This is a genomic window from Pseudomonas sp. PDM04 (assembly GCF_014851765.1).
In the GTDB taxonomy this organism is placed as follows: Bacteria; Pseudomonadota; Gammaproteobacteria; order Pseudomonadales; family Pseudomonadaceae; genus Aquipseudomonas.
Genome location: NZ_JACVAI010000002.1, coordinates 123,090 through 136,972 on the forward strand (window position 1 = coordinate 123,090; position 13,883 = coordinate 136,972).

14 protein-coding genes are annotated in these 13,883 nt (G+C 62.7%); 6 read left to right on the plus strand and 8 right to left on the minus strand.

The annotated features are described in order from the left end of the window. Window positions 1-39 precede the first annotated feature (39 nt). The 6 genes from IB249_RS07345 (at window position 40) to IB249_RS07370 (ending at window position 5,671) form a co-directional block, all read left to right on the plus strand. A complete protein-coding gene (locus IB249_RS07345; protein ID WP_192303108.1) occupies window positions 40-858 on the plus strand; it encodes an NAD-dependent epimerase/dehydratase family protein in 819 nt (272 codons plus the stop codon). A 44-nt stretch (window positions 859-902) separates the two neighbouring features. Further along, a complete protein-coding gene (locus IB249_RS07350) occupies window positions 903-1,790 on the plus strand; it encodes an SMP-30/gluconolactonase/LRE family protein (RefSeq protein WP_192303110.1) in 888 nt (295 codons plus the stop codon). A 69-nt stretch (window positions 1,791-1,859) separates the two neighbouring features. Further along, a complete protein-coding gene (locus tag IB249_RS07355) occupies window positions 1,860-2,831 on the plus strand; it encodes a TRAP transporter substrate-binding protein (protein WP_192303112.1) in 972 nt (323 codons plus the stop codon). A 78-nt stretch (window positions 2,832-2,909) separates the two neighbouring features. Beyond that, window positions 2,910-3,437 (plus strand): TRAP transporter small permease, encoded by a 528-nt coding sequence (locus tag IB249_RS07360; RefSeq protein WP_192303114.1) that lies wholly within the window; start codon window positions 2,910-2,912, stop codon window positions 3,435-3,437. Then, complete coding sequence (locus tag IB249_RS07365) at window positions 3,438-4,718, plus strand: TRAP transporter large permease (protein WP_192303116.1); 1,281 nt, start codon at window positions 3,438-3,440, stop codon at window positions 4,716-4,718. Window positions 4,719-4,798: 80 nt separating this feature from the next. Beyond that, window positions 4,799-5,671, plus strand: a complete 873-nt coding sequence (locus IB249_RS07370; RefSeq protein WP_192303118.1) for an aldose 1-epimerase — start codon at window positions 4,799-4,801, stop codon at window positions 5,669-5,671. Here IB249_RS07370 and IB249_RS07375 read toward each other — a convergent pair. The 8 genes from IB249_RS07375 to IB249_RS07410 all read right to left on the minus strand — a co-directional run bounded on the left by IB249_RS07375 (window position 5,668) and on the right by IB249_RS07410 (window position 13,755). Continuing rightward, window positions 5,668-7,395, minus strand: a complete 1,728-nt coding sequence (locus tag IB249_RS07375; protein ID WP_192303120.1) for a NahK/ErcS family hybrid sensor histidine kinase/response regulator — start codon at window positions 7,393-7,395, stop codon at window positions 5,668-5,670. The genes IB249_RS07370 and IB249_RS07375 overlap by 4 nt on opposite strands. Then, window positions 7,379-8,542, minus strand: coding sequence for an alcohol dehydrogenase-like regulatory protein ErcA (ercA, locus tag IB249_RS07380; protein ID WP_192303122.1), 1,164 nt, complete (start codon window positions 8,540-8,542; stop codon window positions 7,379-7,381). Before ercA ends, IB249_RS07375 begins: the two co-directional genes overlap by 17 nt. Window positions 8,543-8,645: 103 nt before the next feature. Further along, window positions 8,646-9,788, minus strand: coding sequence for a pyrroloquinoline quinone biosynthesis protein PqqE (gene pqqE, locus IB249_RS07385; protein WP_192303124.1), 1,143 nt, complete (start codon window positions 9,786-9,788; stop codon window positions 8,646-8,648). After that, on the minus strand, window positions 9,766-10,038 hold the full coding sequence (gene pqqD / locus IB249_RS07390) for a pyrroloquinoline quinone biosynthesis peptide chaperone PqqD (protein WP_192303126.1): 273 nt from the start codon (window positions 10,036-10,038) through the stop codon (window positions 9,766-9,768). Before pqqD ends, pqqE begins: the two co-directional genes overlap by 23 nt. Then, on the minus strand, window positions 10,035-10,787 hold the full coding sequence (pqqC, locus tag IB249_RS07395; RefSeq protein WP_192303128.1) for a pyrroloquinoline-quinone synthase PqqC: 753 nt from the start codon (window positions 10,785-10,787) through the stop codon (window positions 10,035-10,037). The genes pqqD and pqqC overlap by 4 nt, the downstream gene beginning before the upstream one ends. A 153-nt stretch (window positions 10,788-10,940) precedes the next feature. Continuing rightward, on the minus strand, window positions 10,941-11,855 hold the full coding sequence (gene pqqB / locus IB249_RS07400) for a pyrroloquinoline quinone biosynthesis protein PqqB (RefSeq protein WP_192303131.1): 915 nt from the start codon (window positions 11,853-11,855) through the stop codon (window positions 10,941-10,943). Between the two features lie 55 nt (window positions 11,856-11,910). Next, complete coding sequence (pqqA, locus tag IB249_RS07405) at window positions 11,911-11,982, minus strand: pyrroloquinoline quinone precursor peptide PqqA (protein ID WP_003253598.1); 72 nt, start codon at window positions 11,980-11,982, stop codon at window positions 11,911-11,913. A 252-nt stretch (window positions 11,983-12,234) separates the two neighbouring features. Continuing rightward, complete coding sequence (locus tag IB249_RS07410) at window positions 12,235-13,755, minus strand: aldehyde dehydrogenase family protein (RefSeq protein ID WP_192303133.1); 1,521 nt, start codon at window positions 13,753-13,755, stop codon at window positions 12,235-12,237. Window positions 13,756-13,883 lie beyond the last annotated feature (128 nt).

Sequence of the window (13,883 nt, forward strand, 5' to 3'; positions counted from 1 at the left end):
ACAACAAATTCAATAATGCTTTTGCGTACAGGAACCACCATGACCACCACGCCCAATGCCCCTTTCAATCGTCTCCTGCTGACCGGTGCTGCCGGTGGCCTGGGCAAAGTGCTGCGCGAAAGCCTGCGGCCCTTCGCCAAGGTGATTCGCCTGTCGGACATCGCCAACATCGCCCCGGCCATCGATGAACGCGAAGAAGTCGTGATCTGCGACCTCGCGGACAAGCAAGCCGTGCATCATCTGGTCGAAGGCGTGGACGCGATCCTGCACTTCGGCGGCGTCTCGACCGAGCACTCGTTCGAAGACATCCTCGGCGCCAACATCTGCGGCGTCTTCCACATTTATGAAGCGGCGCGCCGTCACGGCGTGAAGCGAGTGATTTTCGCCAGCTCCAACCACGTCATCGGTTTCTACAAACAGGATGAAGTGATCGACGCCCACTCCCCTCGCCGTCCGGACAGCTACTACGGCCTGTCGAAATCCTATGGCGAAGACGTGGCCACCTTCTACTTCGATCGCTATGGTATCGAAACCGTGAGCATCCGCATCGGCTCTTCGTTCCCGGAACCGCAGAACCGCCGGATGATGAGCACCTGGCTGAGCTTCGGTGACCTGACCCACCTGATCGAGCGCGCGCTGTACGCGCCGAACGTCGGCCACACCGTGGTCTACGGCGCTTCCGACAACAAGAACGTCTGGTGGGATAACCGCTACGCCACCGCCCTGGGTTATGTACCGAAAGACACGTCCGAAGTGTTCCGCGACAAGATCGAAGCGCAACCGATGCCGGCCGCCGACGACCCGGCGATGGTGTATCAGGGTGGCGCCTTCGTTGCAGCCGGTCCGTTCGGCGACTGAGGTTTGAGCAGATCCCATAACAAAAACCAGGGGAACAAGGCGCCATGCAAGCCGAATTGATTGTCGATGCCCGCAACGCGGTCGGTGAAAGCCCGGTCTGGGTGCCCGAGGAAAACGCCCTCTACTGGGTGGATATTCCGGTCGGGGCGCTGCAGCGCTGGAACGCCGACAGCGGTCGGGTCGAGCGTTGGACCACCCCGGAAATGCTCGCCTGCATCGCCCGCCACCGTGACGGCCATTGGGTGGCCGGCATGGAAAGCGGCTTTTTCAGCCTGCACCCCCACGCCGACGGCAGCATCGACAGCCAGTTGCTGGCCCACATCGATCATGCCCGCACGGACATGCGCCTCAACGATGGTCGCTGTGATCGCCAGGGGCGTTTCTGGGCCGGCAGCATGGTGCTCGACATGAGCGCCAATGCGGTCGAAGGCGAACTGTATCGCTACAGCGCCGGACAACGCGGGCCACTCACCGCGCAACTGGAGGGTTTTATCGTGCCCAACGGCCTGGGATTCAGCCCGGATGGCCGGACCCTGTACCTGTCCGATTCTCATCCGCAGGTCCAGCAGATCTGGGCGTTCGATTACGACACCGACAGCGGCACGCCGTCCAACCGCCGGCTGTTCGTCGACATGAAAGCGTTACCCGGCCGCCCCGATGGCGCGGCTGTCGATGCCGAAGGCTGCTACTGGATCTGCGCCAACGATGCCGGGTTGATTCACCGTTTTACCCCTGACGGTCGCCTTGACCGCTCCCTCACCGTTCCGGTGAAAAAACCGAGCATGTGCGCCTTCGGTGGCAGTCGACTGGACACGCTGTTCGTGACCTCGATCCGCCCCGGCGACGACCAGGACCCGCAATCGCTGGCCGGTGGCGTATTCGCCCTCGACCCGGGCGTCAAAGGGCTGGCCGAACCCCTCTTCACCCCCTAGCTACAGGCAACTCTGCTGCACCGCTGCGCCTTGAATACAAAAAAAATAACAACACTGGAGACTCACCCCATGGATTTCAAACGCACTCTGCTCGCTGCTGCACTCCCCCTCGTGTTCACCCTCAGCAGTGCCGTCCAGGCGCTGGAAATCAAATTCGCCGACATCCACCCCGCCGGCTACCCGACCGTCACCGCCGAAGAACAACTGGGTAAAACCCTGGTGGCCGAAAGCGACGGCAAACTGACCTTCAAGATGTTCGCCGGCGGCGTGCTGGGGTCGGAGAAGGAAGTGATCGAACAGGCCCAGGTCGGTGCCATCCAGATGGCGCGCGTCAGCCTGGGCATCGTCGGGCCGGTTGTGCCGGACGTGAACGTGTTCAACATGCCGTTCGTGTTCCGCGACCAGGCGCACATGCGCAAGGTCATCGACGGTGAAGTGGGCGACGCCATCCTCGACAAGATCACCGATTCCGAGTTCGGCCTGGTCGCCCTGGCCTGGATGGACGGCGGCACGCGCAACATCTACACAAAAAAGCCGGTACGCAAACTGGAAGACCTCAAGGGCATGAAAATCCGTGTCCAGGGCAACCCGATGTTCATTGAAACCATCAACGCCATGGGCGGAAATGGTATCGCCATGGACACCGGCGAAATCTTCAGCGCCCTGCAGACGGGCGTGATCGATGGCGCGGAAAACAACCCGCCGACCCTGCTCGAGCACAACCATTACCAGAACGCCAAGTTCTACAGCCTGACCGGTCACCTGATCCTGCCCGAGCCGATCGTGATGTCGAAAATCACCTGGGACAAACTCAGCCCCGACCAACAGGCCCTGGTGAAGAAAGCGGCCAAGGCTGCCCAGGCTCAGGAGCGCACCCTGTGGGACGCCAAGTCCGCCAGCAGCGAAGAGAAGCTCAAGGCGGCGGGTGTCGAGTTCATCACCGTCGACAAAAAGCCTTTCTACGAGGCCACCGCCTCGATCCGCGAGAAGTACGGCGCGCCTTACGCTGACCTGATCAAGCGCATCGAAGCGGTCCAGTAATCCTCCCTGCATTCAAGAAAGGCCCGGCGCCACTGACGTTGCTGTACGTCGGTGCGCGCCCGGTTACGGTGGAACCCGATGAAGAATCAACTGCTGCGCATCAACGACCGGATTTACATGTCCTGCATCTGGGTCGCCGGCCTGTCAGTGCTCGCCATTGCACTGATCATTCCCTGGGGCGTGTTCGCCCGTTATGTTCTGGGTTCAGGCTCCAGCTGGCCTGAGCCCACCGCCATCCTGCTGATGATGGTGTTTACCTTCATCGGTGCCGCCGCCAGCTACCGCGCCGGCGCACACATGGCGGTGGCCATGCTCACCGACCGCATGAACCCGTCCGTGCGCCAGGCCGTGGGCGTTTTCTCGCAACTGCTGATGGCCACGGTGTGCCTGTTCATGACCATCTGGGGCACCAAGCTGTGCCTGTCCACCTGGAACCAGTTCATGGCGTCCCTGCCGGCCCTGCGCGTTGGCATCACCTACATGCCCATTCCCGTGGGCGGTCTGCTGACACTGATTTTTGTTTTGGAAAAACTGTTGTTCGGTGACCAGAGCAACCGGCGGGTCGTGCGTTTCGACCTGGTTGAAGAAAGCGAAGGTGGCGCATAAATGGACGCTCTGATTCTGATTGGCAGTTTTCTCGTGTTGATCCTGATCGGCATGCCGGTGGCGTATGCCCTGGGCCTGTCTGCGCTGATTGGCGCCTGGTGGATCGATATTCCGTTCCAGGCGCTGATGATTCAGGTTGCCGGCGGCGTCAACAAGTTCTCCCTGTTGGCGATTCCGTTTTTCGTACTGGCCGGCGCAATCATGGCCGAGGGCGGCATGTCCCGGCGCCTGGTGGCGTTCGCTGGCGTGCTGGTGGGTTTCGTGCGCGGTGGCTTGTCGCTGGTCAACATCATGGCCTCGACCTTCTTCGGCGCGATTTCCGGCTCCTCGGTCGCGGACACCGCCTCGGTGGGTTCGGTGCTGATCCCGGAAATGGAACGCAAAGGCTATCCAAGGGAGTTCGCCACCGCCGTTACCGTCAGCGGTTCGGTGCAGGCGTTGCTCACCCCGCCCAGCCACAACTCGGTGATCTACTCGCTGGCGGCCGGCGGTACGGTGTCGATTGCCTCGCTGTTCATGGCGGGCATCGTCCCGGGTCTGTTGATGAGCGCGTGCCTGATGGTGCTGTGCCTGATCTTCGCCAAGAAGCGTGATTACCCCAAGGGCGAAGTCATTCCCCTCAGGCAGGCACTGAAAATCTGCGGCGAAGCGATGTGGGGCCTGATGGCGATGGTCATCATTCTCGGCGGGATTCTCTCGGGGGTCTTCACCGCCACCGAGTCGGCCGCCATCGCGGTGCTCTGGGCGTTCTTCGTCACCATGTTCATCTACCGCGACTACAAGTGGAGCGAGTTGCCGAAACTGATGCACCGCACCGTGCGGACCATCTCGATCGTGATGATCCTGATCGGCTTCGCCGCGAGCTTCGGCTACATCATGACGCTGATGCAGATCCCGGCGAAAATCACCACGCTGTTCCTGACGCTGTCGGACAACCGCTACGTGATCCTGATGTGCATCAACGTCATGTTGCTGCTGCTCGGCGCCGTGATGGACATGGCCCCGCTGATCCTGATTCTCACGCCGATCCTGCTGCCGGTGATTCTGGGCATCGGTGTCGACCCGGTCCACTTCGGCATGATCATGCTGGTGAACCTGGGGATTGGCTTGATCACACCGCCGGTGGGCGCGGTGCTCTTCGTGGGGTCCGCCGTGGGCAAGGTCAGTATCGAAACGACTGTGAAGGCGCTGCTGCCGTTCTATGCCGTGCTGTTCCTGGTACTGATGGCCGTGACCTACATTCCGGCACTGTCGCTGTGGTTGCCGCACCTGGTGTTGTAACCGGGCTTCGTTGACTTGCAGGGGTCCGGTTCGCCGGCTCCTGCAGCCATCCCACGTCCTCCTTCATATCGCTGGTCAATATGACGTCCACACTGCTTGAACTCGAAGACGAATTCACCCGCCTCACCCTCTGCCCCGACACCGGTGGCGCCATCGTCAACTGGACGGTGCTGCGCAGTGGACAGCCGCTGTTGCGTCACAGCGACGCCGAGGCACTGAGCACCGGGCTTGCCAACAAACTTGGCGGATTTCCCCTGGTGCCCTGGTCAAACCGCATTTCCGACGACGGTTTCGACCGCCCGGATGGCTGGCTGGCCCTGGAACCCAACACGCTGACCGATCCTTATCCCATCCATGGCAGCGCCTGGCAGCAACCGTGGCAGGTGGTTTCGCGGACAACCGATGAAGTGCTCCTGCAACTCGACAGCAGCACCCCGTTCGCCTACTGCGCCCGGCAACGGTTTCACTTGAGCGGCGGCAAACTGAGCATCGACCTGCACGTCACCCATCTGGCCGAACGCGCTGCCTGGCATGGCTTGGGGTTGCACCCCTATCTGCCGCGCACCCGCAGCACCCGGTTGCAGGCCAAGGCCGGGCAAGTCTGGTTGTGCGATGCGTCCAAAATGCCGACCCGACTCAGTCCGCTGCCCGCCGATTGGGATTTCCACTCACTCAAAGGCCTGCCCGACACCTTGGTCGACAACGGTTTCTGCGGCTGGGATGGGCATTGCCTGATCCAGCAGGCGGACCTGGGCTATGAGCTGCAATGCCAGGCCCACGGCAGCGAATACTTCCTGCTCTACTGCCCGGTGGGCCTGGATTTTTTCTGCATCGAGCCGGTCAGCCATCCGGTCAATGCCCACCATCTGCCAGGCCGCCCGGGTCTGGTGTTGCTGGAGCAGGACCAAAGCACACAACTGGGTTTCAGCCTGCACTATCGCGAGCTGGCCTAACCCAGCATCTGGCTCAGCACCGCCCGCAGCTTGCCGGGTTTCACCGGTTTGTTCAGCAGCGGCGCATCGAGCCTTTGCAGCGAGCGCCGGCATTGATCGGTGCGGTCCGCGGTGATGATCACCGCCGGAATCGTGCGGCGGAAATGTTCACGCAGACGCCGCACCACTTCGCAACCGACCACGCCGTGGTCAAGGTGGTAGTCCGCCAGGATCAGTTCCGGCGCTTGCCCTTTCAACGCCGCCAGTGCGGCGGCTTCGTCGGTGGCGGTGACCACCTCGCAGCCCCACTGCCCGAGCAGTGCGCTCATGCTTTGCAGAATGCTCACTTCATTGTCCAGCACCAGCAAACGCCGGCCCGGTAACGGATTGCCCGTGCCCGGTTGCGGCGGCGCGAGGCTGATGGGCAATGGCACCTCCATGGAAATCGGCACCTCGATGCTGAACAGCGAGCCGCGCCCCGGCCGCGACCGCACCTGGATCCGGTAGTCGAGGATCTTGGCGATCCGCTCGACAATCGCCAGCCCCAGGCCGACGCCCTTGCGGTCGGCGGCGCGGCCGACATCCAGCTGATTGAATTCGAGGAAGATCGAATCAAGGCGATCCGCCGGGATGCCCCGCCCGGTGTCCCAGACCTCCAGCCGCAAAAAGTCACCGCGACGCCTGGCCCCGAGCAGGATGCTGCCCTGATCGGTGTAGCGGCAGGCGTTGCTGAGGAAGTTGCGCAGGATCCGGGTCACCAGACGCAGGTCGGTACGAATGGCGTAGTCGCCCATGTGCACACGCAAGCCCAACCCGGCGGCCGCAGCGACCGACTGGAACTCCGACACCAACGGCCCGAGCAACTCGTCGAGGCGGTACAAGGCCACATCCGGCTTGACCGCTGCCTGATCGAGGCGGGAAATGTCCAGCAGGTCGGTGAGCAGGTCTTCTGCACCTTCCAGGGCCTGATGGGTGCGTTCGACCAGCACCTGCTCGACCTCCGGCAACTGACGCTCACGCAAGGTGGAAATCAGCAGGCGCGCGGCGTTGAGCGGTTGCAGCAAGTCGTGACTGGCCGCCGCAAGGTATTTGTCCTTGCTGCGGTTGGCGGCTTCGGCGGCATCACGGGCATCGCGCAGGGCTTCGGCGATCTGCTTGCGCTGGGTGATCTGCTGCTGCAGGTTGCGATTGGCCTCCAGCAACTCGTCGGTGCGCGCGGTGACCCGCTGCTCCAGTTCGTCATTGAGTTGCTGCAGACGCTGCTGCGCCAGCTTGCGCTCGGTGATGTCGGCGACGAACCCTTCCACCAGCCCTTCCTGACCGGGCTTGAGCAACAGGTTCATCAACGCGTCGAGGTGGCTGCCGTCCTGGCGCCGCAACTGGGTTTCGTAGCCGTGCAGGCTGCCCTGGTGGCGGAGGATTTCGCCGATGTTTTCCAGCTCCTCGGCGCCGCCGACGAACAGGTTGCTCGCCAGGTCCGCCAGGGAAAACAGCACTTGCTGAGGATTCTGATAGCCGAGCATGCGTGCCATCGCCGGGTTGGCGGCGCGCATGCCTTGCAGCAGGCTGGCCTGAAAAATGCCATGCACGGCATTTTCGAACAGCCACTTGTAGCGATTGCGCTCGGCTTCGAGTTCATCCAGGCGCGCGGCCAGTTCCGGGTAATGACTCTTGCGCGCTGAGTGACTGCCTAACCCCAACAGCCCCGCCAGCGCCCGTTGCTGATCGTCAGAGGGCTTCGCCATAGACGACCTCGACATCACGCTGGCTGGACTCGCGCGGGTTGGTCAGGATGCACGGATCGTCCATGGCGTGTTGCGACAGGAACGGAATGTCCGCCGTGCTGACCCCGTGCAGACCCAGGGTTTCATGGAAGCCGATCGCATGCTTGAGGGCAATCAGGTGTTCCACCAGGCGTGCGCAGATCTGCCGATGATTGAGCCCGCGGCAATCGATGCCGAAGGTCTCGGCAATCACTTTGAAACGCTCCGGCGCGGAGCTGTAGTTGAACGCCACCACATGCTCGACCAGCACCGCGTTGCACAGGCCATGGGGCAGGTCCAGGAAGCCGCCCAGGCTGTGGGACATGGCGTGCACCGCGCCGAGGATCGCGTTGGAGAACGCCAGCCCGGCCTGCATGCTGCCGAGCATGATTTTCTCGCGCAGGGCGATGTCCGTCGGGTTGGCGATCATCTGCACCAGGTTGCCGTTGATCAGGCGCATCGCCTCCAGCGCATGGGGGTCGGTCAAGGGTCCGTGGCCCGTGGAAACGAAGGCCTCGATGGCGTGCACCAGTGCATCGATGCCGGTACAGGCGGACAGGAACGGGTCCATGCTCAGGGTGGTTTCCGGGTCGATCAGCGACACGTCCGGCACCACCGCCTTGCTGACGATGGAAAACTTCATGCGTTCCTGCTGGTTGGAAATGATCACGAACTGCGACACATCCGCCGACGTGCCGGCGGTGGTCGGGATCAGGATCAATGGCGGGCTGGGCACGCGGATGGTGTCCACGCCCTCGAACTCGAGGATGCTGCGCCCGTGGGCGACGACGATGCCGATGCCCTTGCCGCAATCCATCGGGCTGCCGCCACCGACGGCGACGATCACGTCGCAATGGTTTTCCCGGTACAACTCGGCGCCGAGCATGACTTCCTCGACCCGGGGGTTGGGCGACACATCCTTGTACAGGCAGTAATCGATGCCCAGCGCCTGCAGGCTGGCCTCGACATCGGCCACCCACCCGGCGGCGATCACCCCGGGGTCGCTGACGATCAGCACCTTGCGGGCCCCGAAGGTCTTGGCGTAATTGCCGACGTTGTGCCGGCACCCGGCACCGAAAATGATTTCAGGCGAAACGAATTTACGCAGCTGGCTGAGACTCTGGCTCATTGGAAAGCCTGTTTTTATTGTTTTGAAAGGTAAAGCCACACTAACCCATCCGGCTGCGAATGCAATCAGACCAATTGATGGATATACCCGGGTACTCCCACAGTCAGCCGCGGTAGATCAGGCGCGACGCCTTCTCGTTGCGCAGCACCAGCTGCTCCATGCCCTGCCCCGGCGCGTCGGCTTCTTCGCGGGCCTTGAGGATGACGCCGTGGTGCGGCGACTTGCTGCACACCGGATCGGCATTTTCGGCATCACCGGTGAGCATGAACGCCTGGCAGCGACAGCCACCGAGGTCCTTGTGTTTTTCATCGCAGGAGCGGCAAGGTTCCTTCATCCAGTCATCGCCGCGAAAGCGGTTAAAGCCGAAGGAATCGTTCCAGATGTGCTCGATGCTGTGCTCACGCACGTTGGGAAACTGCACCGGCAATTGCCGGGCGCTGTGACACGGCAGCGCGGTGCCATCCGGAGTGATGTCGAGAAACAGGTTGGCCCAGCCATTCATGCAGGTTTTCGGGCGTTCCTCGTAGTAATCCGGGGTGACGAAGATCAGCTTGCACGGGTGCCCCTGGGCTTCCAGGCGCTGACGGTATTGCTGGGTGATGCGTTCGGCACGCTGCAGTTGCTCACGGGTGGGCAGCAGGCCGGCGCGATTGAGTTCGGCCCAGCCATAGAACTGGCACGTGGCCAATTCGACAAAATCCGCCTCCAGTTCCAGGCAAAGGTCGATGATCCGGTCGATGCGATCGATGTTGTGCCGGTGAGTGACGAAGTTCAGCACCATCGGATAACCCTGGGCTTTCACCGCCCTGGCCATCGCCAGTTTTTGTGCGAAGGCCTTGCGTGAGCCGGCAAGCAGGTTATTGACCGTTTCGTCGGCCGCCTGAAAGCTGATCTGGATGTGATCGAGCCCGGCCACCTTGAATTCGGCGATCTTGCCTTCGGTCAGGCCGATCCCCGAGGTGATCAGGTTGGTGTAGTAACCCATGTCCCGGGCAGCCTTGATCAGCTCGGCCAAGTCCTGGCGCACCAGCGGCTCGCCCCCGGAAAAGCCCAATTGCGCGGCGCCCATGGCCCGCGCCTCGGCGAACACGCGAATCCATTCATCGGTGCTCAACTCCGCGCCCTGTTGGGCGAAGTCCAGCGGGTTGGAGCAATAAGGACATTGCAACGGGCAGCGATAAGTCAGCTCGGCCAACAGCCACAACGGCGGGCCGGGCGGTGCATCACTCGATCCAGAACTGCGCATGGGCCACCTCCAGAAACGCCAGCACATCCTCGTCGATCCCCGGCACACCGGGGAAACTCGCCGACAGTGAATCGATGATGTCTGCCACGCTGCGTTGCCCATCCACCAGGCCGAGAATCTGCCCGGCGCTGGCATTGAGTTTGATCATGCCCTCGGGGTACAGCAGCACGTGGCAGTCCTGGCGCGGCTCCCATTGCAGGCGAAAACCCCGGCGCAATGCCGGCGATTGCCCTCGGTCGATCAGGCTCACAGCGCGATCCCCCGGTGCCAGACGTTGTCCCGGGTGACCGTGTGATAAGGCGGACGCTCCAGTTCATAGGCCATGCTCATGGCGTCGAGCATGCTCCACAGCACATCGAGCTTGAATTGCAGGATTTCCAGCATGCGTTGCTGGCCCTCGACGGTGACGTAGTGTGCCAGGGTGATGCGCAAGCCATGCTCGACATCACGCCGCGCCTGGCTCAGTCGCGTACGGAAGTAGTCGTAGCCGCCGACGTCGATCCACGGGTAATGCGTCGGCCAGGCGTCGAGTCGCGACTGGTGGATCTGCGGCGCGAACAATTCGGTCAGCGAGCTGCTGGCCGCCTCCTGCCAGCAAGCGCGCCGGGCGAAGTTGACGTAGGCGTCCACGGCAAACCGCACCCCCGGCAGTACCAGTTCCTGGGACAGGATCCGCTCACGGTCCAGCCCCACGGCTTCGCCCAGGCGCAACCAGGCCTCGATGCCGCCCGCGCTACCGGGCACGCCGTCGTGGTCGAGAATCCGTTGCAGCCACTCGCGGCGCACCTCCCGGTCAGGGCAGTTGGCGAGGATGGCGGCGTCTTTCAGGGGGATGTTCACCTGGTAATAGAAACGATTGGCGACCCAGCCCTGGATCTGTTCGCGCGTGGCACGACCGGCGTACATCGCCTGATGGAAGGGATGATGGATGTGGTAATAGGCCCCCTTGGCGCGCAGGGCCTGTTCGAACTCGGCGGGGGTCAAGGGGGTTTCGTTCATTGCGGGTCTCCGGAAGATTCTGCGTGTCTGGTCTGGCGCTATCGCGAGCAGGCTCGCTCCCACCAGGGCCTCTGGTTGATCAGGAAGTGCGGGATCAGTTGCTGGCACCCCCACCACGTGTGGGAGCGAGCCTGCTCGCGATGGGGCCAGGGGCTACAACACAATGTCCATGCCGTCATAGGCCACCTCGATCCCCCGTCGCTCCAGCAACGCCCGTTCCGCCGAGTCCTCGTCGAGTATCGGGTTGGTGTTGTTGATATGGATCAGCACCTTGCGCTGCCGGGGAAAATCCTCCAGCCGCTCGAGCATCCCGCCCGGTCCGCTTTGCGGCAGGTGCCCCATTTCGCTGCCCAGGCTCTGGCCGACACCGCACACACGCATTTCGTCGTCGCGCCACACGGTGCCGTCCAGCAGCAGGCAATCGGCACGCGCCATCCAATGGGCGACGTCGTCATCGATCTGGCCCAGCCCCGGGGCGTAGAACAGTGCAGCACCCGAACGCTGGTCTTCGATAAACAGGCCGATGGTGTCGCCCGGCTGCGGATTGCCGCGGTTGGGCGAGTAAGGTGGCGCGTTGCTGACCAGGGGAATCGCGCGCAAGCGCAGGTGCTCGCAGGCGGCAATGTGGAACGGTTCGCGGTCCAGCTCGACGGGTTGCCACTGCAAACCGCCGTTCCAGTGTTCGAGCATGGGGAACAAGGGGAATCCGCTGCTGAGGTCTTCATGCACCCGGGCGGTGCACCAGACCGTATGCGGGCAACCTTCGCGCAGGCTCAACAGGCCGGTGCAATGGTCGATCTGGCTGTCCATCAACAGCACGCCGGCAATCGCCGTGTCGCGCAGGCGGCGCGCCGGTTGCAGCGGCGCGAAACTGTCGAGTTGCGCGCGGATGTCCGGGGAAGCATTGCACAGCAGCCAATTCACACCGTCCTCGCTCAGGGCGATGGATGACTGCGTTCGACGCTGCGCCCGCAGGCTGCCGCCGCGCTGTCCGGCGCACTGCCGGCAGTTGCAGTTCCACTGCGGAAAACCACCGCCGGCGGCGGAGCCGAGAACGCGGATGTGCATGGGCAATGCTCCAGGAGGCAGGCCCGGCCAACACCACGGCTGGCCGGGTGAACGATCAGCGGTTGGCGAAATACATCGTCACTTCGAAGCCAATGCGCAGGTCGGTAAACGCGGGTTTAGTCCACATGGGTCAATCCTCTTCTTATGCCGGGCAATTCCGGTAAAGCCATTAATGCACGGGGCGCGAAAGGTCCGAATGCTACTTTCGAACGAGGTTGTGGGGTGCGTTGGTAGGGGGTGCGCCTCGGCGTTCAAGCAATGTGAAAAACCCATATGGGAGCGAGCCTGCTGGCGATGAAGTCAGCACATTCAGCATTGAATGTCGGACCGCAATCGCGAGCAGGCTCGCTCCCACAGGGGGGGGCATGGGTTCAGGAGATCAGAAGAACCCCAACGGATTGATGTCGTAGCTCACCAGCAGGTTCTTGGTCTGCTGATAGTGATCGAGCATCATTTTGTGGTTCTCGCGACCGACACCGGATTTCTTGTAGCCACCGAACGCGGCATGGGCCGGGTACAGGTGGTAGCAGTTGGTCCACACGCGCCCGGCCTTGATCGCCCGGCCCATGCGATAGGCGCGGTTGATGTCGCGGGTCCACAGGCCGGCGCCGAGGCCGAATTCGGTGTCGTTGGCGATGGCCAGGGCTTCGGCTTCGTCCTTGAAGGTGGTGACGCCCACCACCGGCCCGAAGATTTCCTCCTGGAACACACGCATCTTGTTGGTGCCCTTGAGCAGCGTCGGCTGGATGTAGTAGCCGCTGGACAGGTCGCCCTCCAGGCGCTCGGCGGCGCCGCCGGTGAGCAGCTCGGCGCCCTCCTCCTGGGCAATGTTCAGGTACGAGAGGATCTTGTCGTATTGCTGCTCCGACGCCTGGGCGCCGACCATGGTTTCGGTGTCCAGTGGGTTGCCGCGCTTGATCTTGACGATTTTCTTCATCACTTCAGCCATGAACGGCTCGTAGATCGACTCCTGCACCAGTGCGCGGGACGGACAGGTGCACACCTCACCCTGGTTGAAGAAGGCCAGCACCAGGCCTTCGGCGGCTTTCTCGATGAACGCCGGTTCGGCCTGCATGATGTCTTCGAAGAAGATGTTCGGCGACTTGCCGCCCAGTTCGACGGTGCTCGGAATGATGTTCTCGGCGGCGCAATGCATGATGTGCGCACCGACCGGGGTGGAACCGGTGAAGGCAATCTTGGCGATGCGCTTGCTGGTGGCCAGTGCTTCACCGGCTTCGCGACCGAACCCTTGAACGATGTTGAGCACACCGGCCGGCAGCAGGTCGGCGATCAGTTCGGCGAAGACCATGATCGACAGTGGCGTCTGTTCGGCGGGCTTGAGCACGATGCAGTTGCCGGCGGCCAGGGCCGGGGCGAGCTTCCAGGCCGCCATCAACAGTGGGAAGTTCCACGGGATGATCTGCCCGACCACACCCAGTGGCTCATGGAAATGGTAGGCGGTGGTCAGCTCGTTGATCTCGGCGGCGCCGCCTTCCTGGGCGCGGATGCAGCCGGCAAAGTAACGGAAATGGTCGGCTGCCAGCGGCACGTCGGCGTTCAGGGTTTCGCGCACGGCCTTGCCGTTGTCCCAGGTTTCGGTGACGGCGAGGATTTCCAGGTTCTGTTCGATGCGGTCGGCAATCTTCAACAGCACCAGGGAGCGGTCCTGGGCCGAGGTCTTGCCCCAGGCATCGGCGGCGGCATGGGCCGCGTCGAGGGCCTTGTCGATGTCGGCGGCGCTGGAGCGCGGGAATTCGGCGATCACTTCGCCGTTGACCGGTGAAGTGTTGGTGAAATACTGGCCATCGACCGGCGCAACGAACTCGCCGCCAATGAAGTTGCCGTAGCGCGCCTTGAAGGAAACGACGGCGCCGGGTGTTCCGGGTTGTGCGTAAATCATGGTGAGCCTCTGTCTGGGTCGAGGCCTGTCGGACCGACAGGCGATGCACCGATACTAGAGAGCCCCGCCGGCCAGACGAATGCGCCGTTGGCAGGAGGGGCTCTCGTTATTTGGTAGTAGGTTGGGCG

Coding starts and splice junctions, on each gene's coding strand:
- ercA (WP_192303122.1), bottom strand. CDS start 8,542: ATGAGCCAGAGTCTCAGCCAGCTGCGTAAATTCGTTTCGCCTGAAATC.
- pqqB (WP_192303131.1), bottom strand. CDS start 11,855: ATGCACATCCGCGTTCTCGGCTCCGCCGCCGGCGGTGGTTTTCCGCAG.
- IB249_RS07370 (WP_192303118.1), top strand. CDS start 4,799: ATGACGTCCACACTGCTTGAACTCGAAGACGAATTCACCCGCCTCACC.
- pqqC (WP_192303128.1), bottom strand. CDS start 10,787: ATGAACGAAACCCCCTTGACCCCCGCCGAGTTCGAACAGGCCCTGCGC.
- IB249_RS07360 (WP_192303114.1), top strand. CDS start 2,910: ATGAAGAATCAACTGCTGCGCATCAACGACCGGATTTACATGTCCTGC.
- IB249_RS07350 (WP_192303110.1), top strand. CDS start 903: ATGCAAGCCGAATTGATTGTCGATGCCCGCAACGCGGTCGGTGAAAGC.
- IB249_RS07355 (WP_192303112.1), top strand. CDS start 1,860: ATGGATTTCAAACGCACTCTGCTCGCTGCTGCACTCCCCCTCGTGTTC.
- IB249_RS07410 (WP_192303133.1), bottom strand. CDS start 13,755: ATGATTTACGCACAACCCGGAACACCCGGCGCCGTCGTTTCCTTCAAG.
- IB249_RS07365 (WP_192303116.1), top strand. CDS start 3,438: ATGGACGCTCTGATTCTGATTGGCAGTTTTCTCGTGTTGATCCTGATC.
- pqqE (WP_192303124.1), bottom strand. CDS start 9,788: ATGCGCAGTTCTGGATCGAGTGATGCACCGCCCGGCCCGCCGTTGTGG.
- IB249_RS07345 (WP_192303108.1), top strand. CDS start 40: ATGACCACCACGCCCAATGCCCCTTTCAATCGTCTCCTGCTGACCGGT.
- IB249_RS07375 (WP_192303120.1), bottom strand. CDS start 7,395: ATGGCGAAGCCCTCTGACGATCAGCAACGGGCGCTGGCGGGGCTGTTG.